Consider the following 23100-nt stretch of genomic DNA (forward strand, 5'->3'; position numbering starts at 1 on the left):
GTGTCGCATGGTACCGGGTCGCGTCACCGGGGTGTCATGCGTGGCCAGCAGGATTGCTGGCACAATCGACCGGCGCAGGCGGGGATGGTGCCGCGTCCACATAATCACGGAGGAAGTTCATGAAGAACGGGCTCATGCGCCATCTGGCGCTGGCGGCAATGTTGTCGGGATGCGCGGTTACGGCGCAGGCGCAGGTGGTGATCAGCCAGGTCTACGGCGGAGGCGGCAATACCAACGCCCCGGTCCGTAGCGATTACATCGAATTGCACAACAATTCGGCCGCCACGGTCAGCGTGGAGGGCTGGTCGGTGCAATACGCCAGCGCCACCGGCAGCAGCTGGCAGCGCACCGATCTCGCCGGCAGCATTCCCGCCGGCGGTTATTACCTGGTCAAGCAGGCCGACGGCGCCAATACCGCCGCGCCCGCATTGCCCGCGCCCGACGCCACCGGCACGATCCCCATGGCGGGCGGCGCCGGCAAGGTCGCGCTGGTCGACAATACGACCCCCCTCAGCGGCACCTGCCCGACCGGCAACATCGATTTCGTCGGCTTCGGCACCACCGTCAATTGTTCGGAAGGCTCCGCGCCCACGCCGGCGCCCAGCAACACGCTGGCGGTGCTGCGCGCGGACAGCGGCTGCACCGACAGCAACAACAACGGCGCGGATTTCGCCACCGGCGCACCGGCGCCGCGCAACAGCGCATCGCCCGCCAGTGTCTGCGGCGGCGGCGGCCAACCGATCCTCTCGGTAGCCGATGCCAGCGCCGATGAGGCCAGCGGCAGGCTGACCTTCGTACTGCGCCTGAGCCAGCCGGCCGGCACAGGCGGAGCCAGCGTCGCCTACGCCACCGCCGATGGAACCGCGATCGCGGGTCCGGACTATGTCGCGGCCAGCGGCACGATCGCGTTCGCGGAAGGCGAGGACACCGCCAGCGTGGCCGTGGACCTGGTCGACGACGCCATCACCGAAAGCGACGAATCCCTGTTCCTCGACCTGAGCGACGTCAGCGGCGCATTGCCGGGCGATACGCAGGCAGTAGGCACCATCGTCAACGACGACGTCAGCCTGACCCCGATCCACGACATCCAGGGCAACGGCGCCACTTCGCCGTACGCCAACCAGCTGGTCTACACCACCGGCATCGTCACCGGACGCAAGAACAACGGCTTCTTCCTGCAGGCGCCAGACGCAGAGGCGGATGCCGATCCGGCGACCTCGGAAGGCGTCTTCGTCTTCACCAGCATCGCCCCGCCGGCCGCGGCCGCGGTGGGCAACCAGGTGCGGGTGGGCGGTACCGCGGTCGAGTACGTACCCAGTGCCGACCCCAACCAGCTGCCGCTGACCGAGATAAACGGCACCTCGGTCGCCCTGCTCTCCACCGGCAATCCGTTGCCGGCGCCGGTGGCGCTGAGCACGACGTTCCCGGATCCGAATGGTCCGCTGGACCAGCTGGAACGACTGGAAGGCATGCGCGTCAGCGCCGCCAGCCTGACCGTGGTCGCGCCCACCCAGGGCAACACCAGCGAACCCAACGCCACCGGCACCAGCAACGGCATCCTCAATGCGGTGATCACCGGCATTGCCCGCCCGTTCCGCGAACCGGGCATCCAGGCGCCCGATCCCGCACCCGCCGGCAGCAGCATCCCACCGATCCCGCGTTGGGACTTCAACCCGGAACTGCTGACCATCGACAGCGACACCCTGGGCGGGGCCGCGTTCGTGCTCGACCTGGCCGCCGGCGCCGTGATCGAAGGCCTCACCGGACCGCTGGATTACGGTTTCCGCCGCTACACGATCCTGCGCGATCCCGCTGTCGCCATCACCACTACGCCAGGCCCCGCACCGCGTGCGGCGCGCGCCGCCAATGCCGATGAATTCACCATCGCCGGCTACAACCTGGAGCGCTTCTTCGACACGGTCAACGACCCGACGACCGGCGAGCCGGTGCTGACCGCCAGCGCCTTCGCCAACCGCCTCGCGAAGGCCTCGCTGGCGGTGCGCGATTACCTTCGCGCGCCGGACATCCTGGCCGCCGTTGAAGTGGAAAACCTGTCCGCACTGCAAGCCCTCGCCAACAAGATCAATGGCGATGCGGTCGCCGCCGGCCAGGCCGACCCGCAGTACGTCGCCTACCTGGAGGAAGGCAACGACGTGGGCGGCATCGATGTCGGTTTCCTGGTCAAGACCGCGGAAGTCGCCACCGGCATCGCCCGCGTGCAGGTGATCGGCGTGACCCAGCAAGGCAAGGACGTCACCTGGACCGAGCCCAGCGGCACGGTCAGCCTGCTCAACGACCGGCCGCCACTGGTGCTGGACGCGGTCGTGCACTACGCCGACGGACGCACGCCCTACCCGGTCACCGTGATCGCGGTGCACCAGCGTTCGCTCAACGACGTCGACAGCGTCGAGCCCTCCGGCCCGACCACCCTGGGCGAACGCGTGCGCCTGAAGCGCCAGCACCAGGCCGAATACCTGGCCACGCTGATCCAGCAGATGCAGATCGCCGACCCGGCGCGGCGCATCGTCTCCCTGGGCGACTTCAACGCGTTCGCGTTCAACGACGGCCTGGCCGACACCATGAACGTGGTCACCGGCACCCCGACGCCCGACGAACAGACCGCGGTCGCCGGCGATGGCATCGACCTGGTCGATCCGGACCTGGTCAACCTGGGCGTGCTGGAACCGGCGGACGAGCGCTATTCGTTCGTGTTCGGCGGCAATGCGCAGACCCTGGACCACGTCCTGGCCAACGAGGAAATGATCCTGGCCAGCACCGCGTTCGGCCTGGACCACGCGCGCATCAATGCCGACTTCCCGGAGATCGCGCGCAACGACATCACCTCGCCCTCGCGCCTGTCCGACCATGCCCCGGTCGTGGCCTATTTCGAGGCACGCCCCCGCGCCGACCTGGCGGTGACCGCCATTGCCGATACCGCCACGGTCAATGCCGGCGAAACCCTGCGTTACACCGCCAGCGTGACCAACCTGGGGCCGGATCAGGCCATGGCGACCGGCGCCGGTTTCGCCATCGATGCCGAACTGCCGGGCTTCGCCGTGATCGCACCGGGGGGTTGGAATTGCGATGCGCCGCAGATCGCCAGCGGTGCGACTTCGATCGCCTGCGTCAACGACGGCCTGGCCAATGGCGCCACCGCGAGCTTCACGCTCAGCGCCCCCACGGGCGCGACGCAGGCCGGCCATGCGATCAAGTTGGCGGTGGCCGCCACGACCGCGTCGTTCGATCCGGTCAGCGGCAACGACGAAGCCATGGCCACGGCGGATGTGGGTGCGGTGCCGGCTGCCGACCTGGAGTTGCAGCTGGAGGGCCCGGCCACGGTGTCCGCCAGCGTCGTCTGGATTTCCTATACCGCCAGCGTACGCAACCTCGGTCCACTGGCTGCACGGCAACCGGTGCTCGTGCTGGGTGGCGACACGATGACCGCGGCCGCCAGCATCACCGCGCCGGCCGGCTGGCGGTGCGACAAGCAGGGCAAGGGGCGCGTGAAGACCTTCCGCTGCAGCACCGGCGGCAGTCTGGCTGCGGGAGCGGACATCGACTTCGGCATCAGGGTCCATGCGCGTCCCACGCCAGCCGACCGCAATGTGCAGGTAAACGGCACGACTGATTCGGCGACAGCGGATGCGGATGTCTCCAACAACAGCGCGAGCATCGGTACCGCGATCTTGTTCTAGCTCGCGCTTCGCCAGGAAGGAAACGAAAGGACGCGGCCGAAGCCGCGTCCTTTTTTCGTCCCGACCCCACGAACCATTGCCCGGCGTATTGCTGCGCTGCAAGGCGGCTTTGTCGCCCCGGTTCCTTAACATGGCTCGACTTATCATTGGTTTCACATGTAACAGGAACCCGACACGCGATGACCCTCGCCGCGAAATTCGAGATCGAATACCTGCAATACCTCGGCTCGGACGGGAAACCCGTCCGCGACGACCTGCCGGAGGCCGCGCGCGATACCGGGCGACTGCTGGAACTGTTCAAGCAGATGCTGTTCGTGCGCACCTTCGACACCAAGTCGGTGGCCCTGCAGCGCACCGGCAAGCTGGGCACCTACGCCTCCTGCCTCGGCCATGAGGCCACCCATGTCGGCATCGGCGCCTCGATGCGTCCGGAGGACACCTTCGCCCCCAGTTACCGCGAATACGGCGCGCAGTTCATGCGCGGCGTGCGCCCGCGCGAAGTGCTGCTGTACTGGGGCGGCGACGAACGCGGCAACGATTTCGCCAACGCCCGCCACGACTTTTCCTGGTGCGTGCCGATTTCCACCCAGTGCCTGCACGCGGCCGGCGCGGCGCTGGCGTTCAAGCTGCGCGGCGAAGCGCGGATCGCGGTCAGCACCTGCGGCGACGGCGGATCGTCGAAGACCGATTTCTACGCCGCGCTCAATTCCGGCGGCGCTTACTCCTTGCCGCTGGTGCTGTGCGTGATCAACAACGGCTGGGCGATCTCGGTACCGCGCTCGGCCCAGACCGGGGCCCAGACTTTGGCCCAGAAAGGCATCGCCGGCGGTAATTTCTGCCTGCAGGTGGATGGCAACGATCTGATCGCGGTACTCGAGGCCATGCGCATCGCCACCGAACGCGCGCGCAGCGGCCTGGGCACCAGCGTGCTGGAGTTCGTCACCTACCGCCTCGGCGACCACACCACCGCCGACGACGCGCGCCGCTACCGCGACGATGCCGAAGTCAAGGCGGCCTGGGAACGCGACCCGATCCCGCGGCTGCGGACCTGGCTGACTGCGCAGGGCCTGTGGAGCGAAGCGGAAGAAGCCACGTGGAAAGAGCAATGCGGGCGTCTGGTCGACATCGAGGTCAATGCCTATCTGGAAACGCCGGTGCAGCCGGTCGAGGCCATGTTCGATTACCTGTACGCCGATCCGCCGCCGGAATTGCTGGCGCAGCGCGCCGCAGCGATCGCCGCGGAGGGCCGCGCATGAACGTGGAAGTCGCGAAGACTGTAGGAGGGGCTTCAGCCCCGACCGCTTCGGTGGGGGTCGGGGCTGAAGCCCCTCCTGCAAAAGCCGACCTGCCGATCACCCTGATCGAAGCCATCACCCAGGCCCTGGCCTGGGAAATCGCCCACGACGACTCGGTGGTGGTGCTGGGCGAGGATGTGGGCGTGAACGGCGGCGTGTTCCGCGCCACCGCCGGACTGCAGCAACGCTTCGGTTCCGAACGCATCCTCGACACGCCGCTGGACGAAACCACCATCGCCGGCCTGACCGTGGGCATGGCCGCGATGGGCATGAAACCGGTGGCCGAGGCCCAGTTCGACGGCTTCGTCTACCCGATGGTCGATCACCTGATCTGCCACGCCGCACGCATGCGCTACCGCACCCGCGGCCGCCTGCATTGCCCGATGGTGCTGCGCGTGCCGTGGGGCGGCGGCATCCGCGCGCCGGAACACCATTCCGAAGCCAACGAATCCATCTTCACCAACGTGCCCGGCCTGCGCGTAGTCATGCCGTCCTCGCCGCAGCGCGCCTACGGCCTGCTGCTCGCGGCGATCCGCGACCCGGATCCGGTCATCTACATGGAGCCCAAGCGCATCTACCGCCAGTACAAGGAACTGGTGGTCGACGATGGCGAAGCGCTGCCGCTGGACGTGTGCTTCGTACTGCGCGACGGCAGCGACGTGACCCTGGTGACCTGGGGCGCGCAAGTGAAAGAGACGCTGGAAGCGGCCGAGGCCCTGGCCAAGGAAGGCATCAGCGCCGAGGTCATCGACGTAGCCACGCTGAAGCCGCTGGACTTCGACACCATCGCCGAATCGGTGAGCAAGACCGGCCGCTGCGTGATCGTGCACGAAGCGCCGCGCACCGCGGGCTTCGGCGCGGAAATCGCCGCGCGACTGGCCGAGCAGTCGATGTACGACCTGCTGGCGCCGGTGGAGCGCGTCACCGGTTACGACACCCATATCCCGCTGTTCCGGCTGGAGATGAAATACCTGCCGAGCGTGGAGAAGATCGTCGCCGCAGCGAAGCGCGTGCTGGCCGCAGGCTGATGCGCCGTGCCCGGGTCATCGCCGCGCATCGCGCACCGGGTCGCCTACCGATCCGCGTGGCGGCCGGCGATCCGGTGACCCTGGGCGAGCGCGACAGCGATTGGCCGCAGTTCGTGTGGACTACATTGGCTCAGGGATTGGGCGGCTGGATCCCGGCGGTGCTGTTCGATCGCGACAGCGGCCAGGCCACTGCGCTGAGCGACTACGACACGCGCGAACTCGCGACGGAGATCGGCGAGGTGTTGATCCTCCATTCCGAACAAGCGGATTGGTGGTGGGCGGAAAACGCGAACGGCGACAGCGGCTGGATTCCGGCGCGCGCCATCGAATTCATCGACGAAAATACCTAGGAAGAGCAACACATGAGCGACAGCAAGACCTTCCACCTGCCGGACCTGGGCGAAGGCCTGCCCGATGCCACCATCGTCGAATGGTTCGTCAAGGAAGGCGACGTGATCCGCCTGGACGAACCGCTGGTGTCGATGGAAACCGCCAAGGCCGTGGTGGAAGTGCCCTCGCCGGTTTCCGGCAAGGTGCTGAAGCTGGCCGGCAACGCCGGCGACATCGTCGTGACCGGGGCGATGCTGGCCGAATTCGAACCCGACCCCAACCTGCCGCAACGCGCGGACGGACAGGACACCGGGCATTCGCATGGCGCACCGAAAAGCGCGGGCGCCGCCATTGCAGGAGGGGCTTCGGCCCCGACCGTGTCCGAAGCTGGCGGAGCTGAAGCCCCTCCCACAAGTGTCGAGCGCGACGATGCGGGCACCGTGGTCGGCGCCATGCAATCCTCCAACGCCGTGCACCAGGAACAGGCGGTCGCGGTCGGTGGCATCAAGGCGATGCCGGCGGTGCGCGCGCAGGCGAGGAAACTCGGCGTGGACCTTTCCCGCGTCCGCGCCACCGGCGCCGATGGCGCGGTGACCATGGCCGATGTAAAGCAGGCCGCGGCGAATGGCTTCGCTGCCGTAGGAGCGCCCCTTGGGCGCGATGCTTCTGCGGTCGTCGGCAAGCAAGAGCATCGCGGGCAAGGCCCGCTCCTACCTCCCCAAGGCAGTCCCGTTGCGGGACAAGAGCGCGAGCGCACCCAGTTGTCCGCCTCCGGCAAGCCCATGCGCACCCAGCCGCCGAATGTTTCCGTCAGCGGTCAGCCCGAACAACTCAAGGGCGTCCGCCGCAACATGGCCCGGGTCATGGCCGATGCGCATGCCAAAGTGGTGCCGACCACGCTCAGCGACGACGCCGACGTGCAGGCATGGCAACCGGGCAACGACGTCACCGTGCGCCTGATCCGCGCCATCGTCAGTGGCTGCAAGGCGGTACCGGCCATGAACGCGTGGTTCGATGGCGAGAAACTGAGTCGCACCCTGCATCCGCAGGTCGACATCGGCATCGCCGTGGACACCGACGACGGCCTGTTCGTTCCGGCGTTGCGCAATGCCGACATCCTCGATGCGCGCGGCATCCGCGAAGGCGTCAACCGCCTGCGCGTGCAGGTGGAAGACCGCAGCATCCCGGCTTCGGAACTGACCGGCTACACGATTTCCCTGTCCAACTTCGGCATGTTCGCCGGCCGCTACGCCACCCCGGTGGTGGTGCCGCCGTGCGTGGCGATCGTGGCCGCCGGCCGCGCCCGCCACCAGGTCATGCCGGTGATGGGCGGCTTCGAGTCGCACAAGATCATCCCGCTGTCGGTGACCTTCGACCATCGCGCCGCGACCGGTGGCGAGGCGGCACGCTTCCTGAAGGCGCTGATCGACGACCTGGCCCTGTCTTCGTAGGAGCGCGCCTTGCGCGCGATGCTTTGCGCGTTTTCCATTCGAAACAGCATCGCGGGCAAGGCCCGCTCCTACAACCTCCTATTGCGGAGAGCGTCATGACCCATCGCAGCCGACTCGCCGGCTTCATCATCGATTGCAAGAAAGGGACCCTGCGCGAATCGGCGGACTTCTGGGGCCGGGCCTTGAACCTGGAAGTCCAGGATTACGACGAGGACGGCCTGGGCATCTATGCGCCGATGCAGGACGGCCCTGGCGGACTGCACATAGAAGTGCAGAAGGTCTCGCATCCCTCCCGCGTGCACCTGGACATCGAGACCGACGACATCGAGGCGGAAGTGAAGCGGCTCGAGAAGCTCGGCGCCAAGCGCGTCGAATTCGTGCGCGAACGCTGGTGGGTGATGGAAGCGCCCAGCGGCCACCGCTTCTGCGTGGTGCCGATGCGCGAGTCGGACCGGCAGGAACCCAACGTCTGGAAATAAACGACATCTTCGCGCGCGTAGGAGCGACGTCAGTCGCGACTTGACGCTTTAAAAATCAAAACCCTTCGCGACTTACGTCGCTCCTACAGTCGATCCTGGCGCTTGTCGCGATCCAACCAAGACGCCAGCCCCTGGGCATTGAGTTCGATATCCATGCCCAGCACCTTCTCCACGCCGGCATCGTCCAGCGGACAGCCATGGACGCGTGCCCGTTCCAGATAGAGAGCGCGTAGCGCTTCCGCCAGGCAACGATGCCGATCCGGCCCGCCATCGCAATCGCGGGCGATCGCCACCATCGCGTCGATCTGCGCGTACAGGTCGTGCGACAGTCGTTCGACATCGCCGACGCGTCCGTAGTGTGTCAGGTACATCCATTGCGGATCGCGCGCCAGCAAACGCGCGATGGACGCTTTCAGCTCCGCCGGCTCGAACTGCACCGGCGACGACGTGGGCAGCACGAACGGCCCGTTCGCGCTGTCCAGTTCCCGATAGGAAAGCCCGAAGGTGTCGCCGGTGAACCAGCCGCGACTGCGCGCATCCCATACGCAATAGTGGTGCCGCGCATGGCCAGGGGTATCGATGCAGACCAGTTCGCGGCCCTGCAGATCGACCACATGCCCGTCTTCCGCGACCACTACCCGCGACTCCGGCACCGGCTGGATCTCGCCGTAGCTGCGCCGCATTTCCGCTTCGCCATAAACCGCAGTGGCGCCTGCGATCAGCTTCGAAGGATCGATCATGTGCCGCGCTCCGCGCGGGTGCACCACCAGGCGGGCGTTGGGCAGTTCGGCCATCAACGCACCCGCGCCGCCGGCGTGATCCAGATGCACATGGGTCACCAGCAGCCAGTCGACATCGGCCGGGGCGAGTCCGACCAACGCAAGCCTGGCCAGCAGGTTGGGAACCGAATAATTGGTGCCGCAATCGACGAAGGCGCCACGGCCGTTCTCGACGATCAGGTAAGCGGCATCGAAATGATCGCGCTGGAACGCGGTGTCGATGGTGTGGATGCCGTGCTCGCTCATGCCTTTCCCGGACCGGTAGCTGAATTCGGATTCTAGCGAGCGCGGCGTCCCTGCACGATGCGGCTTTCGTAGGAGCGCCCATGGGCGCGAGCTCTCCGATCAGATCGCGAATAACCCAGAAGCTCGCGCCCAAGGGGCGCTCCTACGTCTCGCGACGCTGCAGCCACCAGGTGCGCAGGACCACAGCGATGAACATGACCGCCAGGAACGCACCGTAGGCGACCAGGGTGGCCAGCACCTGCTTCCAGATGGCGCCGGTGCCCACGTCGGCCAAGCCCAACGCATAGCCCCACTGCATGCCGCCGAAACTGAGCACGAAGGCGATGGCCAACGCGGCGAGGTCGAAACGCTTGCGCGCGGCATCCCGGGGCTGGCGTGGGAACAGCCGGAACAGCGCGCCGATCAGCAGGAACCACGGCAGGAACAGGACCAGCGCGAGGTACGGCATCAGGCCTCGGCTTCGCGCAGTTGCCGCAACGCGGCCAGCACGTCCTGCACCGGCACCAGCAGGTTTATCTCCGGCGTTTCCATGGCGTCGGCGCGATCGCTGCGCTTCAACACCGCGATCAGCTGGCCGGCTTCCTTCGGCGAATCGAAGCCGTTGCTCTGCACCAGCAGTACGCCGTCGCCATCCATGAACTTGAAGTAGAAGCGGTTGTCGCTGTCGCGGTACTGCTTGAACGAAGGCAGCGTCGATTTCGCCGCAGCTTTTGCATCCACTTTCGGTTGCTGGGACAAATCGCGCAGTCCTACCGCCTCGCGCAGTTCGGCGAGGAAGGGAATCGCGTACTTCTCGCGCAGCCGCCCGGCGCCATCGCGCAGGATGGATTCGATGTCGGCGGGTTTGGCGATCAGGGCTTCGTAGCGCTCGCGCATCGGCGCGATCTGCGCATCGATGCACTCGAACAACTTCTGCTTGGCATCGCCCCAGCCGATGCCCTCGGCGTAGGCCTGGCGCATCTGCGCGGTTTCGTCGGCGCTGGCGAAGGCCTGGTACAGCTGGAACAGGGCCGAGCCCTCGGTTTCCTTCGCCTCGCCCGGCGCGCGCGAGTCGGTGGTGATCGAAGACACCGCTTTCTTCAGCTCCGCGCGAGGCGCGAACAGTGGAATGGTGTTGTCGTAGCTCTTGCTCATCTTGCGGCCGTCCAGGCCGGGCAAGGTGGCCACGCTCTCGTCGATGGCCGCTTCCGGCAGCACGAAATAATCGCGGCCGTAGACATGGTTGAACCGCTGGCCGAAATCGCGGGCCATCTCGATGTGCTGGACCTGGTCGCGGCCCACCGGCACCCGGTCGGCCTTGAAGATCAGGATGTCGGCGGCCATCAGCACCGGATACATGAACAATCCGGCGCTGATCCCGGAATCGTCGTCCTCGCTGTCGGCGCGATTCCGGTCCACCGCCGCCTTGTACGCATGTGCGCGATTGAGGATGCCCTTGCCGGCCACGCAGGTCAGGAACCAGGTCAGCTCGGTGATCTCGGGAATGTCGGACTGGCGGTAGAACCACACCTTGTCCGGTTCCAGCCCCGCCGCCAGCCAGGTCGCGGCGATCTCCAGGGTCGAGCGCTGGGTGCGCGCCGGGTCCTGGGCCTTGATCAGGCTGTGCAGGTCGGCGAGGAAATAGAAGCTCTCCGCATCGCTGGCGCGGCTGGCGGCGATGGCCGGGCGCACGGCGCCCACGTAATTGCCTAGGTGCGGGGTGCCGGAGGTGGTGATGCCGGTAAGGACGCGGGTCATTCGCTGGGTCGTTTCGGGATATGAACGAATCCAAGTTTAACCGCCCGTGGGAGCGGCGTCCCCGCCGCGAGCTCTTGATCTTTGACCTTGCCCTTGCATCCTTGCTGATCGAGCCAAGCAAGAGCTCGCGGCGGGGACGCCGCTCCCACACTTCCGCTTAACCCCGCTTGCCGGATCCGCGCGTTGATCGTCCTGCTCACCAAGGAGAACGACCATGTTCCGCAAGACCCTGCTGATGTCGATGGCGATGCTGATGACCGGCGCCTGCTCCCCTCTGTCCGCAAGACCCCTCGTCGACGTCTCGGTCGTGGACCGCGACACCGGCGAATGGCTGCGCGAATACCCGCATCGTGGCGATACCTGGGTGGCCGGCGCGCCCGGCGACCGCTATGGCGTGCGCCTGAGCAATACCACCGGTGAGCGCGTGCTGGTGGTGTTGTCGGTGGACGGCATCAATGCGGTCACCGGTGAAACCGCCAGCCCCTCACAGGCCGGCTATGTACTCGAGCCCTGGGAAAGCACCGAGATCGCCGGCTGGCGCAAGTCGCTGGACGACATCGCCCAGTTCGTGTTCACCGACCTCGGCGACAGTTACGCAGCACGCACCGGGCGGCCACACAATGTCGGAGTGATCGGCGTGGCCGTGTTCCAGGAATCGCGTCCGCGGTACTACCCCACTCCCGCACCTCCGATTACGCGCGAGCGCGAATACCGGCGCGATGAAGCCAAGGCCGCGTCCGCTCCCGCGGCCAACGGCATGGCCCGCGAACAGGCGGCCGACAGCGCCGCGCGCCAGAGCATGGGCACCGGGCATGGCCAGCGCGAATGGTCGCCGGTGGGCCAGACCAGCTTCGTGCGCGCGACCCGCAGCCCGGCGCAGGTCAGCGAATTGCGCTACGACGACGACCGGCGGCTGATGGCGATGGGCATCATCCCCCGCGATTACGACTATCCGCGCCACGACCGGCGGAATGGACAACCACGCGCGTTTCCGAACGGTTTCGTGGCCGATCCTCCTTATCGTTGAGCCACGCCTGCCATGAACGAACAACGGGCCGAAAGGCCCGCTGTCGTACCGAATGGAAGGGAGCGATCGCTACTCAGTTCCTGGTCTCCGATTTCAGGCTGCGTGCGAAATCGCTGACTTCGGTCTGCGCCCGATCGCGATCCCAACCGTAGCGTTCTTGCAGCTTGCCCGCCAGGTACTCGGAATTCCCTTCGGCTACCTGGAAATCGTCATCGGTCAGGTCGCCCCACTTGGCCTGGATCTTGCCCTTGAGCTGCTTCCAGTTGCCGGCGATGGTGTCCTTGTTCATGGCTTGCCTCTTTGAATGACCACGGCGGAGGTACCGTGGATGCAGCTTCGCAAAAAACGCGTTCGCCGCCGGTCAACCCTTCGTCAACGCGAAATAACGGATGCAACGACATCCTGCTCACATTCCCGAATGAAACAAATTCCAGAACGAAAGAAGGGCCGGATATGCCGGCCCTTCTTCGTGGCGCCGAACAACGCGCCGTTTTTACTGCGATGCAGGAATCAGCACTTGGCGTCCTTGCAATCTTCGGCCTTGTCCTGGACCTTTTCGCCGACCTTCTCCACATCCTTGCCCGCACCCGCCATGGTATTGCAAGCGGTCAGCGTGCCCATCATGAACATCGAAACTACGATCAATGCCAGTAAACGCTTCATATTGACTCTCCTGTTGATGGGTATCTTGCCGGGGCTACCGCAGCTATCGAACCCCTGTCGGCAACCTTGCGTACAAGCTGCCGTGTCGCGCATTCATCCCGTGTGAACACGGACGTCCGCGTTCAGTTTCGTCTCAGTCGCGCATCAACGTCGATTTTCCGAACAGGCTTTCCACCAGGTCCACCACCAGTTCCGCGGTCAGGTTGCGGGTGTCGATCACCGGATTCAACTCGACGATATCCAGCGACAGCATGCGCCCGGTGTCGGCGATCATTTCCATCACCAGTTGCGCTTCGCGATAGTTGGGGCCGCCGGGCACGGTGGTGCCCACGCCCGGCGCAATGCTGGGATCCAGGAAATCGACGTCGAAGCTCACGTGCAGATGGGTGTTCTCGTCCACGCCTTGCAGTGCGGCTTCCATGGTCCGTTTCATGCCGTTCTCGTCGATGTAGCGCATGTCGTAGACGTCGATGCCGTTGTCCTTGATCAGGCGCTTCTCTTCGGCGTCCACCGAACGGATGCCGATCTGGCGGATGTCGCCCGGATCCATCGCCGGCACATGCTTGCCCAACCGGGTCAGCGCGTCGGGACCGATGCCGCACAGGCAAGCCACGGGCATGCCGTGGATGTTGCCCGAGGGCGTGACTGCGCTGGTATTGAAATCCGAATGCGCATCCAGCCAGAGCACGCGCAATTTCTTCCCGCTGTCGCGGCAATGCTGGGCGACGGCGGTGATCGACCCCATGCCCAGGCAATGGTCGCCGCCGAGCATGATCGGCATGCGTCCCAAGGCGAGCTCCGCGGCGGTGGCGTGCATCAGCTCCCGGTTCCAGGCGACCACTTCCTCGAGATGGCGATAACCCTGCACCGGCGCCGTCCATGGATTGACCGGACCGTTGAGGTTGCCGCGATCGGCCACGTCCACTCCGCGGGCGGTGAGCGCCTCGCCGAAACCAGCGATGCGCAGGGCATCCGGGCCCATGCGCGCGCCGCGATGGCCTGCGCCGATATCGGTGGGTACGCCGATCAATGAAACCGGTGGGTAGGTTCGGCTCATGTGCGGGATCTTTCGTTCAATGCGAGGGTGACGAGTCTAGCGGTGTTCCCCATCGCCTGCGTTGTGGCGGTGCAACACGCACTCTTCATGCGGGGCGGAGACACGGCGTGAACACTTAACTTCATGGTCACATGACCCTCACGGTTATCTTGCCCGATGCTGGGATGATCCGGTTGCAGGAAACCCCCGCAGAAGATGGAGGCGCCCATGGGCAAGGTCAATGATATTCGCGCTACCCGCCAGGACGTGATACTGGATATCGATGCCGAGTTGCGCTACTGGCGCGGCTGCTATCGGGAAAGTGCTTTTCATCGCGCACCCGTCGAATTCGACGACTACATCCCGACCCTCAAGTTCGGCTACGACGCCTACCTGTTGAACCACAACAGGAACCTTGACGAACTGATGGACAGCCTTGGGCGGCGCTACCAGCGCGTCGTTCCGCAATGGCAGCAGCTGGACTGGATGCTGGGTGCGACGATAGTCCGCGAGACCTGGAAGCGCATGCAGCAGGGCCAGTCGTGGCGGCCGCTGCAAGTCGCCGCGCCCGTCGCGTTCAATCGCGAACGCCTGCACGCTGCGATGTAACGCGCGCAGCCAAGGCTTGTTCACTGCCTTGGTTGCGAGAGACGCAGTGGTCAACAGGAGCCCATGACGTGGCATGTGGCACTGACTCTGCACTGAGACGTATATACCGATAGGGTTGTCGCAACCGGCGGATGCGCGGATTCCACGCACGCGGAACGCCGCCGTATGGCTGACCGATGGTCGCGACATATGGTGCCGGCACCCGGATTCGAACTGGGGACCTACCGCTTACAAGGCGGTTGCTCTACCAACTGAGCTATGCCGGCATGGCTTGGGGCGACTCTCGCGGACCGGGCTGGCCGGCGCAGAAAAGCGCGGGCGCCGATTCTACCGCAGCACGTCCTACCGCAGCACGGCGCAATCGAGGGATTGCGACTTGGGCGCGGCAGCAAGGCTCCTGAGCCGCGATACCGCGACTCCTTCGGCCGCGGCAATATCCAGCCACCATCGGCTCGGGCCCTCATTGCCGATGGCCTGCAATTGCGCATCGAAACCGGCGGCCTTGAGCGCAGCCTGGCGGCGTTCGGCCCCTTCGCGGCTGCGGTAGCGGCCCAAGGCGATGCCGTTGGCCTGTTCGCCGCCATTGATTACCAGGAAATCGTCGAAACCGGCCGCGCCGATGCGCTGCGCCAGGGCCTGCGCGGCCGCGCGATCCGCCAGGGGCGGCAGCAGCACGTTGTAGCCGCTGGCCTGCTGCCCGGCAACTTCACGCGGACGAACGCGCGTGGCCTGGGCCGCGATGCGGGCGGCCGCGGCGGTGGCCGCGACATCGCTGTCGAAGGGCCCGATGCTGAAGCATTTCGCCGCTACGACAGCGGCAACGACCGGTGCCGGCGCTGCTTCGGTGGATGCCGGTGCCACTGCTGGCGCTGGCGCGGGCGGCGTGGCTTCAGCCGTTGTTTCGCGTTCACTAAGCAATTGCAGACGCGCGACCCCCGCGGGTTGCTCGGGAAGTGCGGGAGGCTGCGCGGCGGGACGGGAAATCCACCATGCGCCAACGCCCAGGTTCAATACGACAAGCAGGACGATCAGGGCGCGAATCAGCATGCGGCGATTCTACATGCGGCGATCCTAAAGGGTCATCGCTTCAAAGAGTCGTCGCGCCGGCCCGCGACCATAATGCAAGTCCTTCCAGGACCAGCGACGGCACGCGCTGTGCTCCAGGCAGGTGTGGCGCAAGCGCATCGGCGCCCCCGCCATGCAGGAGCAGTGCCGGGGCCAGGCCCAGGGCCATTTCCGCTTGGCGCAGGCTGCGCTCGATCAATCCCAGGGCCGCGCCTTCGCAGCCCGAGGCCAGCGCGTCGGCGGTATCGACGGCGAATTCCCGATAGCTTCCGCCCTGCGCCGGCAATTGCGCGGCAGCATGATGCAGGGCTTCGCGCATGATCCGCGGCGAGGGTCCGATGCGGCCGCCGCGATGCAGGCCCTCCGCATCGAGCAGATCGATGGTCAGGGCCGTGCCCACGCCCGCGATGAGCCAGGGCCGGTTTCCCCGCGCATGCGCAGCGAGCAGGGCCAGGAACCGGTCCACCCCCAACCGCGCCGGTTCCGCATAGGCGATGCGCACGCCCGCCAGTTGCGTACTGCTGCGCGCCAGCGAGATGCGCTGGAAACGTGCGGTCAGGGCATCGACCACCGCCGCGGTCAGTGCGGGCGAAGCCACGCTGGCCAGGCAGGCCGAATCGGCGCGATAGGGCAATATCCCGCGCAGGGTTTCGACGAATCCCTCCTCATCGTGGGCCAAGGCGATGACTTCGCCCAAGTGGCCATCGTCGTGCAGCTGCGCACACTTCAGGCGCGAATTTCCCAGATCGAACAACCATCGATTCATTGCGGCCTCACACTGACTTCACCGGCATGGAACAGGCGTTCCCCGCCTTCGATATTTACCCGCAGGGCGCCATCCCCGGCAATGCCGAGGGCGATACCGGACTGCACGGCCGCGCCCAGATGGATCGCCACCGTCCGTCCGACCAGCGCATCGAAGCGCGCATAACGGGTGAGGAACGGAGCCAGTCCCTCGGCATCGAACCGGTCCAGCGCGGGGACCAGATGCGCCAGCAGGATCGCCGCGATCCGGTTGCGCGACGGCGCCTGGTCCTGCAGCCCGGCCAGATCGATCCACGGTTGATCGATCGCCGCGGCCGCGGCTTCGGGCATGCGCACGTTGACGCCCAGGCCGATCACCGCGCGCACCGGGCCGGCGTGTTCGCCGCCCCCTTCGACCAACAGGCCGCCGAGTTTGCGGTCGTCGACCAGCAGGTCGTTGGGCCACTTCAAGCGCACGCCGGGGTAGCCGCACGCATGCAGCGCTTCGGCGGCGGCAACACCTGCGACCAGGCTCAGGCCGCCGAGTCGGGCCAACCCGCCGGAGAACTGGCGCGATACCGAAAGATAAAGATGCGCGGCCAGGGGCGACGCCCAGGTCTTGCCGCGCCGCCCGCGCCCGCCGGTCTGGCGCTCGGCCATCAACACTGCGATTCCGCTCGCCGGGGTTTCTCGACGCAGCAGCTCGCTGTTGGTGGAATCCAGCGACCAGGCCAGATCGAGCGCAGCGATGCCGGCACGGATATGAGCCGGCAGTCCATCGATGATCGCGTCGGCGCGCAGCAACTCGACCGGATTGCGCAACGCATAACCGCGACCGGCCTGCGCATCGATTTCCACGCCCGCTTCGCGCAATGCCTGCACCCGCTTCCACATCGCCGCGCGGGTCAACCCCGCATCGCGCGCCAGCGCATCGCCGGACACGGGACCGGCGACCAGGCGCTGCAGGATTTCGCGTTCGCTGCTCATGTGCGCTTGCGCAGCAGGCGCACGCGCTCGAAGCGCGATTCGGAACCGGCATGCAGGCGCTGCAGGTTGCCGCGGTGGGTGAACAGGACCAGCAACGCGGCCGTACACGCGAACAGCCGGCGTGCGTGGTCGGCCTCCGCGCCGATGAACCATGCCAACGGCACCACGCAGGCGACCGCGATCACCGAGGCCAGCCCGACATAACCGGAAGCCACCAGCACCAACAACCACACCAGCAGCAACCACGGCACCGCCGTCGGCCACAGCACCAGCAAGCCACCGAGCAACGTGCCCACGCCCTTGCCGCCTCGGAACCCGTGCCACAACGGCCATACATGGCCGATGGCCGCGGCGAATGCGGTTGCGTAGGCCAGCGCATTCGGTGGCAGCGCATCGTCCGTCGGGCCGAAGCGCATACCCAGCCATGCGGCCAGCGCACCCTTGCCGACATCGACCAGGACCACGCCCAACGCGAATTTCCAGCCCTGGGTGCGCAAGGCGTTGGTGCCGCCCGCGTTGCCGCTGCCTTGGGTGCGGATATCGACGCCGCGCAGGCGCCCGAGCAACAGGCTGCCCGACAGCGAACCGAGCAGGTAGGCGACGAGGATCAGGGCGACACACAGGAGTGGGGCAGGCATGCCGCGATTATGCGCGAGACGGGAGCCGCTTCCTCACGGCGCCGCGGGCTGCACGGCGACGATCAATGCACCGGGACCCGCGTGCGCGCCTACCGCCGCCCCGGTTTCGACCAGATACGACTCGCCGATGTCGAGGCGCGCGTGCAGTGCGGCGAGCAGGCGTTCGCCCGCGGCCGGCGCATCGCAATGGCCGACGATCAGCCGCCAACGCACGCCTGCCGGCAACTTGCGGGACACGCTGCGGGCGAAGGCTTCGGGTGCGCGCTTGCGAGCGAACAATGCACCGGAAAGTCCCAGGGTGCCGTCCGCGCGCATCCGCGCCACCGGGGTCATCGCGGTGAGCCGGGCCAGCGGCGCGGCCCAGGCGGGGATACGTCCACCGCGCACCACGTGGCTGATATCGCGGGTCATCGCCCAGAGCAGGGTCTGCGGGCGCAGGCGTTCGAGTTCCGCCAGGATCGCGGCGGCATCGGCGCCCGTCGCGGCCATTTCCGCCGCACGCCAGACCAGCAAGGCCTCGCCGGCGGCGGCGTTGAACGTATCGAATACCCGCACGCGCCCGCTGTCGCTGCGCGCGGCGGCGTGTTCGCCTGATTGCAGGGTGCCCGATACCGCGCGCGACAGGCCCACATAGACCACTTGCGGGTGATGCGCCAGCGCCAGCTCGAACTGGCGCATGAAATCCCCCGACGGCGGCTGGCTGGTGCGCGGCAATTGCTGCGACTCGGCCATGCGCCGATAGAACTCGCCCGTGGACAGGCCCACCTTGTCCAGGTAGTCGCGACCGTCCAGGTCCACCCGCGCCGGGGCCACGCCGATCGCATAACGCTCGGCGATGGTCTCGGGCAGGTCGGCGGCGCTGTCGGTGACCACGGCCACGCGCAGGCCCGAAGCCGCGCTGCGCTGCTGGCGCAGCATGTCGTCGGCCTTCATCGCCTCCACCTGGCCGAGGGCGGCGCAGGCATCGAACAACGCCTGCGGATTCGCCGCATGCGCATGCACGCGCAGCCGCTGCGCGCCGCCGGCGATGACGATGGAATCGGCACCGATCGCTTCCAGCGCCAGGCGCAGGCGCTCGCGATCCAGCGCCTCGCCCAGCAGCAGGCATTCGCTGCACCAGCGGCGCTGCGGATCGACCTCGTGTTCGTGGATTACCGTTTCGCCATTTTCGTTGGCCGCTGGCGCGTTCGCACCGCGCATGCGGATCGCGCGCGGGCCGCCTTCGACGAATTCGGCGATGCCCTCCAGCAGGTCCACGAAACCCTGGGCACCGGCATCGACCACGCCCGCCTTCTGCAACACCGCCAGTTGCCGTGGCGTCTCGGCCAGCGCGCGCCGTGCGCGCGACAAGGCGAGAGCGAAGCCTGCACGCGAACCGCGATCGCGGTTTTCCAGCGAGCTCCTTTCCAGCTCCTCGGCGAAAGCGGTGATGACGCTGACGATGGTTCCTTCCACCGGCCTTGCCAGGGCCAGGCGTGCGCTGGCGGCACCGTGGCGCACCGCCGCGGCCAGCGACCCCGCGTCCAGCGAAGGCAGCGGCTTCACGTGTTCGGCGATGCCATGCAGGAACTGGGCGAGGATCGCGCCGGAATTGCCGCGCGCACCATCGATGGCGTCGTTACCGACCCGCGACAGCAATTCGCCGGCATGGCGACTGCGGCGGCTGAGCGCGCCGTTGAGCACACTGCCCAGGGTGGCGGCCAGATTGTTGCCGGTATCGCCGTCGGCGACCGGGAACACATTGATCTTGTTGAGCCCGTCGCGCGAGGCGATGACCCGGCGCGCGCCAGCGATCAATGCACGCCGCAATGCAGGGGCGCTGAGGGAGTCATCGGCGGATATCTGCATGGCCCCGGAGTCTGCATGAAGACGTTGCCGGGGCCTGTTGCGACGCAGCATCCGGCACAGGCAAGGCGGTGGAAACCGCGCTATAGTTCCGCGCCGCCGTACCGCGGCCCCGACGGGAGCTTGCCCATGCTGCGCCTCATCATCGCCTTGTTGCTGGTGTCCGCCAGCGCGCATGCCCTGGCCCTGAACAACCGCGCCGACAGCGTGGTCCCCAATTGCCAGGCCACCGAGGCCATGGGCCGCGATGAATCCGCACAGGCGGCGGGCGTGGTCCACGCCAAGGCGGCCGCCCCGGTCCGTGCCAAGGCCTCCAAACCCGCGATCAACCCGGGCGGCGGTGGCGGTGGAAACGACGACGACAACCAGCCGCGCCTGCGTGGTTCCAAGTGGCACAGCTTCCTGCCGGGAATGTTTCGCTGATCGGATCCCTGTTCGGCTGGCTGCGACGCCCGCCTGCCCTGCCGGATCCGGTGTCATGGCGTGAAATGCGTCGCTCGACCGCGCTGCTGAGCGTACTGGACGATGCCGGCGACGCAAGCCTGCAGGAATTGACTGCGCTTTTCCTGCAACGCAAGACCATCACCCCGGTCGCCGGACTGGAACTCGACGCGACTGCGCGACTGCAACTGGCGGCGCTGTGCTGCCTGCCATTGCTCGGATACGGCGCGGGCGGACTGCGTGGCTGGTCGCAACTGCTGGTGTATCCGGATGCGTTCCGGGTCCAGCGCAGCCATGTCGACGCGGCCGGCGTGCTGCACGAATACGAGGACGAACTGATCGGCGAATCCTGGGACAGCGGCCCGCTGATCCTGTCCTGGGCCGACGTGCAGGCCGACCTGGCCGACCCGCACGCCGGCTTCTGCGTGGCGATCCACGAAATGGCCCACAAGCTCGATGCACTGGACGGCGCGATGGATGGAACCCCACCGTTGCCGCGCCGCTGGCAACGCGAATGGGCGGCCGACTTCCAGCGCGAATACGATGCGTTCTGCAAGCAAGTCGACGCCGGCCATGACACCGTCATCGATCCCTATGCCTCCGAATCACCGGAAGAATTCTTCGCCGTCGCCAGCGAATACCACTTCTCCGCACCGCAGGTACTGCGAGAACAATTGCCGCAAGTCGCCGCCCACCTGCAACGTTTCTACGCCGTAGGAGTGGCATAGGGCGACGGCTGTGGGAGCGACGTAAGTCGCGATGCTTGGCAACGAAACCTTCGATGATTCCCGAGGTGGGCGGAACTCCCGTTCGCGACTTACGTCGCTCCCACAACCATCCGTCTCACAACCCCTGCGGCAGGATCACCTCGAAGCGCGCGCCGCCCAGTTCCTGCGAGCGCTGCACCTGCAAATCGCCGCGATAGCCGCGGACCAGGTCCTGGACGATGGACAGGCCGATGCCATGGCCGTGCACGCGCTCATCGCCGCGCACGCCACGCTGCAGCACGTGGGCCACGTCCTCCTCGGCGATTCCGGGGCCGTCGTCGTCCACCGCCAGCAGCAGGCCGGCACGGCGATTGCCGACGGTCCTGGTCGGGGTCGCGGTCAACAGAACCCGCGAACGCGCCCACTTGAACGCGTTTTCGAGCAGATTGCCCATCAGTTCCTGCAGGTCGCCGGGTTCGCCATGGAAGCGGGCCTCGGGATCGATCTCGAATTCGCAGATCACGCCCTTGGCCGCATAGACCTTTTCCAGCCCGCGCACGATCTCCTCGGCATTGGCCTCGATCGGCACCGGCGCGGCGAACAGCGCGTGGCCGCTGGAAGCCGCGCGCGCCAGCTGGTACGACACCAGGTTGTTCATGCGCTTCAATTGCGTATCCAGCTCCTCGCGCAGGGCGGTGGCGTGGATGCCTTCGTCGAGTTGCGAGCGCAACACCGCCAGCGGCGTCTTCAGGCTGTGGGCCAGGTCGGCCAGGGTGTTGCGCTGGCGATCCAGGTTCTCGCGCTCGCTCTCGATGAAGGCGTTGATGCTTTCGGTCAGCGGTTCCAGTTCGCGCGGATGGCGCTCGCTCATGCGGCTGGCCTGGCCGCGCTGCACGCGGGTCAGTTCGTTGATCACCCGCTGCAGCGGACGCAAGCTCCAGTTGAGCACCAGCACCTGCAGCAGCAGCATGAAGATCCCCGCCGCGGTCAGGTACACCCACAGCGCGCCGCGGAAGGTGCGCAGCTGCGAGGACAGCACCTTGGAATCCTCGGAGACATAGATGGAATACGGGAACTCCGCATCCGGCCCGCGATTGGCGTAAACCGTGCCCAGGCCGAAACGGTAAACGCTACCCTCGCTGCCATCGACCTGGGTGATCGGCACCGGTCCGGTAAAGACTTCCTGCAGCGGCGCCAGCATCGGGACTTCCTGCATGCCCGGCCCCAGCGTGGAATCGGAGCCCCAGCGCGCGTTGGGCAGCCTCACTTCGGCGTACAGGCCGCTGCCGGGCTGGGTGAAGCGCGGATCGACCGGCAATTCGGGCGGGATCAGGCTGCCGTCGCGCGCGAATTCGACCTTGTTGGCGTACGACATGGCGTAGCCCTTGAGGCGATGGCGCAGGTTCTGTTCGGCGGTGCTGACGAAGGCCTTGTCCAGCGCGTAGCCGGCGAGGAACAGGAATGCGACCAGGCCGATGCTGGCCGCCAGCAGTTGCCGGGCGCGCAAAGAACGCGGGCGCCACCCTGCGAAAGGATCGCGCCCGCTTTTTCCCGCACCAGCGTCCGCCGCGCGGGGGGGCATCAGCCCTCGTGGTTGCGCGGGATGGCGAAACGGTAGCCGCGTCCGCGCACGGTTTCGATCGGCTTGAGTTCGCCGTCCGCATCCAGTTTCTTGCGCAGGCGGCCGATGAAGACCTCCAGCACGTTGGAGTCGCGGTCGAAGTCCTGCTGGTAGATGTGCTCGGTCAGGTCGGCCTTCGACACCAGCTCGCCGGCGTGCATCATCAGATACTCCAGCACTTTGTATTCGTAGCTGGTCAGGTCGATGTTGCCGCCGTTGACGCTGACCGTCTGCGCGGCCAGGTCCAGCGCGACCGGGCCGCATTCCAGGGTCGGCTTGCTCCAGCCGGCGGCGCGGCGCAGCAGCGCATTGACCCGGGCCAGCAACTCTTCCACGTGGAAAGGCTTGACCAGGTAGTCGTCGGCGCCCTGCTTCAGGCCTTCGACCTTGTCCTGCCAGCTGGAACGCGCGGTCAGGATCAGCACCGGGAATTTCTTGCCTTCGTCGCGCAAGGCCTTGATCAGTTCCATGCCCGACATCTTGGGCAGGCCCAAGTCGATGATGCCCACGTCGAACGGCACTTCGCGCCCCATGTACAGGCCTTCCTCGCCGTCCTGCGCCGCATCAACGGCAAAGCCCTCACGCTTCAGGCGCGCGGCCAGGGTTTCGCGGAGGGGGGCTTCGTCTTCGACCAGCAAAATACGCATGGATTCTCCCTAATCGGAACTGGTGGCGAC

Annotated in this window: 23 protein-coding genes and 1 tRNA gene; 10 read left to right on the forward strand and 14 right to left on the reverse strand. The window is 66.7% G+C overall.

All coding sequences use genetic code 11. From position 1 onward, the window contains the following. Positions 1-119: 119 nt before the first annotated feature. The 6 genes from CSC74_RS12570 (at position 120) to CSC74_RS12595 (ending at position 8278) form a co-directional block, all read left to right on the forward strand. Positions 120-3695 (forward strand): Calx-beta domain-containing protein, encoded by a 3576-nt coding sequence (locus tag CSC74_RS12570; protein ID WP_162314829.1) that lies wholly within the window; start codon positions 120-122, stop codon positions 3693-3695. 179 nt (positions 3696-3874) lie between these two features. Next, on the forward strand, positions 3875-4951 hold the full coding sequence (gene pdhA / locus CSC74_RS12575; protein ID WP_162314830.1) for a pyruvate dehydrogenase (acetyl-transferring) E1 component subunit alpha: 1077 nt from the start codon (positions 3875-3877) through the stop codon (positions 4949-4951). Then, entirely contained in the window at positions 4948-6018 is a 1071-nt protein-coding gene (locus CSC74_RS12580) for an alpha-ketoacid dehydrogenase subunit beta (protein WP_246193219.1), read from the forward strand. The genes pdhA and CSC74_RS12580 overlap by 4 nt, the downstream gene beginning before the upstream one ends. Continuing rightward, positions 6018-6368 carry an SH3 domain-containing protein gene (locus CSC74_RS12585; RefSeq protein WP_162314831.1) on the forward strand — a complete coding sequence of 117 codons (351 nt, stop codon included), beginning with the start codon at positions 6018-6020 and terminating at the stop codon, positions 6366-6368. Before CSC74_RS12580 ends, CSC74_RS12585 begins: the two co-directional genes overlap by 1 nt. 12 nt (positions 6369-6380) lie before the next feature. Beyond that, a complete protein-coding gene (locus tag CSC74_RS12590; protein WP_162314832.1) occupies positions 6381-7799 on the forward strand; it encodes a dihydrolipoamide acetyltransferase family protein in 1419 nt (472 codons plus the stop codon). Between the two features lie 95 nt (positions 7800-7894). Beyond that, positions 7895-8278: a VOC family protein gene (locus tag CSC74_RS12595; protein WP_162314833.1), complete on the forward strand. Its 384-nt coding sequence runs from the start codon at positions 7895-7897 to the stop codon at positions 8276-8278. Between the two features lie 83 nt (positions 8279-8361). On the opposite strand, the gene CSC74_RS12600 is transcribed toward CSC74_RS12595, so the two are convergent. From CSC74_RS12600 to CSC74_RS12610, 3 genes are all read right to left on the reverse strand, one after another. Further along, positions 8362-9303, reverse strand: coding sequence for an MBL fold metallo-hydrolase (locus CSC74_RS12600; protein ID WP_162314834.1), 942 nt, complete (start codon positions 9301-9303; stop codon positions 8362-8364). Between the two features lie 142 nt (positions 9304-9445). After that, entirely contained in the window at positions 9446-9751 is a 306-nt protein-coding gene (locus CSC74_RS12605; RefSeq protein WP_162314835.1) for a hypothetical protein, read from the reverse strand. Next, positions 9751-11040: a tryptophan--tRNA ligase gene (locus tag CSC74_RS12610; protein WP_162314836.1), complete on the reverse strand. Its 1290-nt coding sequence runs from the start codon at positions 11038-11040 to the stop codon at positions 9751-9753. The genes CSC74_RS12605 and CSC74_RS12610 overlap by 1 nt, the downstream gene beginning before the upstream one ends. A 214-nt stretch (positions 11041-11254) precedes the next feature. Here CSC74_RS12610 and CSC74_RS12615 point away from each other — a divergent pair, with 214 nt between their 5' ends. Next, positions 11255-12067 carry a hypothetical protein gene (locus tag CSC74_RS12615; RefSeq protein WP_246193221.1) on the forward strand — a complete coding sequence of 271 codons (813 nt, stop codon included), beginning with the start codon at positions 11255-11257 and terminating at the stop codon, positions 12065-12067. A gap of 73 nt (positions 12068-12140) precedes the next feature. Here the strand turns inward: CSC74_RS12615 and CSC74_RS12620 are convergent, their stop codons facing one another. From CSC74_RS12620 to rocF, 3 genes are all read right to left on the reverse strand, one after another. Continuing rightward, entirely contained in the window at positions 12141-12356 is a 216-nt protein-coding gene (locus CSC74_RS12620; RefSeq protein ID WP_162314837.1) for a CsbD family protein, read from the reverse strand. A 221-nt stretch (positions 12357-12577) separates the two neighbouring features. Continuing rightward, positions 12578-12730, reverse strand: coding sequence for an entericidin A/B family lipoprotein (locus CSC74_RS12625; RefSeq protein ID WP_162314838.1), 153 nt, complete (start codon positions 12728-12730; stop codon positions 12578-12580). Positions 12731-12863: 133 nt separating this feature from the next. Then, the gene (gene rocF, locus CSC74_RS12630) at positions 12864-13787 is read right to left on the reverse strand and encodes an arginase (protein ID WP_162314839.1); all 924 of its coding nucleotides are present in this window, start codon (positions 13785-13787) and stop codon (positions 12864-12866) included. Positions 13788-13994: 207 nt separating this feature from the next. Between rocF and CSC74_RS12635 the strand changes: the two genes are divergently transcribed. Then, a complete protein-coding gene (locus CSC74_RS12635; RefSeq protein WP_162314840.1) occupies positions 13995-14375 on the forward strand; it encodes a hypothetical protein in 381 nt (126 codons plus the stop codon). A gap of 190 nt (positions 14376-14565) precedes the next feature. On the opposite strand, the gene CSC74_RS12640 is transcribed toward CSC74_RS12635, so the two are convergent. The 6 genes from CSC74_RS12640 to CSC74_RS12665 form a co-directional block, all read right to left on the reverse strand. Then, positions 14566-14641, reverse strand: a tRNA-Thr gene (locus CSC74_RS12640). Positions 14642-14717: 76 nt separating this feature from the next. Beyond that, positions 14718-15422, reverse strand: coding sequence for an SPOR domain-containing protein (locus CSC74_RS12645; RefSeq protein WP_162314841.1), 705 nt, complete (start codon positions 15420-15422; stop codon positions 14718-14720). A 40-nt stretch (positions 15423-15462) separates the two neighbouring features. Then, a complete protein-coding gene (locus tag CSC74_RS12650; RefSeq protein ID WP_162314842.1) occupies positions 15463-16206 on the reverse strand; it encodes a type III pantothenate kinase in 744 nt (247 codons plus the stop codon). Continuing rightward, positions 16203-17171 carry a bifunctional biotin--[acetyl-CoA-carboxylase] ligase/biotin operon repressor BirA gene (gene birA / locus CSC74_RS12655; RefSeq protein WP_162314843.1) on the reverse strand — a complete coding sequence of 323 codons (969 nt, stop codon included), beginning with the start codon at positions 17169-17171 and terminating at the stop codon, positions 16203-16205. The genes CSC74_RS12650 and birA overlap by 4 nt, the downstream gene beginning before the upstream one ends. Then, complete coding sequence (gene plsY, locus CSC74_RS12660; protein WP_162314844.1) at positions 17168-17809, reverse strand: glycerol-3-phosphate 1-O-acyltransferase PlsY; 642 nt, start codon at positions 17807-17809, stop codon at positions 17168-17170. Before plsY ends, birA begins: the two co-directional genes overlap by 4 nt. A gap of 33 nt (positions 17810-17842) precedes the next feature. Then, the gene (locus CSC74_RS12665) at positions 17843-19657 is read right to left on the reverse strand and encodes a DegV family protein (protein ID WP_162314845.1); all 1815 of its coding nucleotides are present in this window, start codon (positions 19655-19657) and stop codon (positions 17843-17845) included. A 126-nt stretch (positions 19658-19783) separates the two neighbouring features. On the opposite strand from CSC74_RS12665, the gene CSC74_RS12670 reads away from it, so the two are divergent. Continuing rightward, positions 19784-20077: a hypothetical protein gene (locus tag CSC74_RS12670; protein ID WP_162314846.1), complete on the forward strand. Its 294-nt coding sequence runs from the start codon at positions 19784-19786 to the stop codon at positions 20075-20077. Further along, complete coding sequence (locus tag CSC74_RS12675) at positions 20044-20823, forward strand: M90 family metallopeptidase (RefSeq protein WP_162314847.1); 780 nt, start codon at positions 20044-20046, stop codon at positions 20821-20823. The genes CSC74_RS12670 and CSC74_RS12675 overlap by 34 nt, the downstream gene beginning before the upstream one ends. A 115-nt stretch (positions 20824-20938) precedes the next feature. On the opposite strand, the gene CSC74_RS12680 is transcribed toward CSC74_RS12675, so the two are convergent. Continuing rightward, on the reverse strand, positions 20939-22384 hold the full coding sequence (locus CSC74_RS12680) for an ATP-binding protein (protein WP_162314848.1): 1446 nt from the start codon (positions 22382-22384) through the stop codon (positions 20939-20941). Beyond that, positions 22384-23070, reverse strand: a complete 687-nt coding sequence (locus CSC74_RS12685) for a response regulator transcription factor (RefSeq protein WP_162314849.1) — start codon at positions 23068-23070, stop codon at positions 22384-22386. Before CSC74_RS12685 ends, CSC74_RS12680 begins: the two co-directional genes overlap by 1 nt. Positions 23071-23100: the final 30 nt, after the last annotated feature.

Origin of the sequence: Pseudoxanthomonas yeongjuensis, assembly GCF_010093345.1 — a bacterium.
Taxonomy (GTDB): Bacteria; Pseudomonadota; Gammaproteobacteria; order Xanthomonadales; family Xanthomonadaceae; genus Pseudoxanthomonas_A; species Pseudoxanthomonas_A yeongjuensis.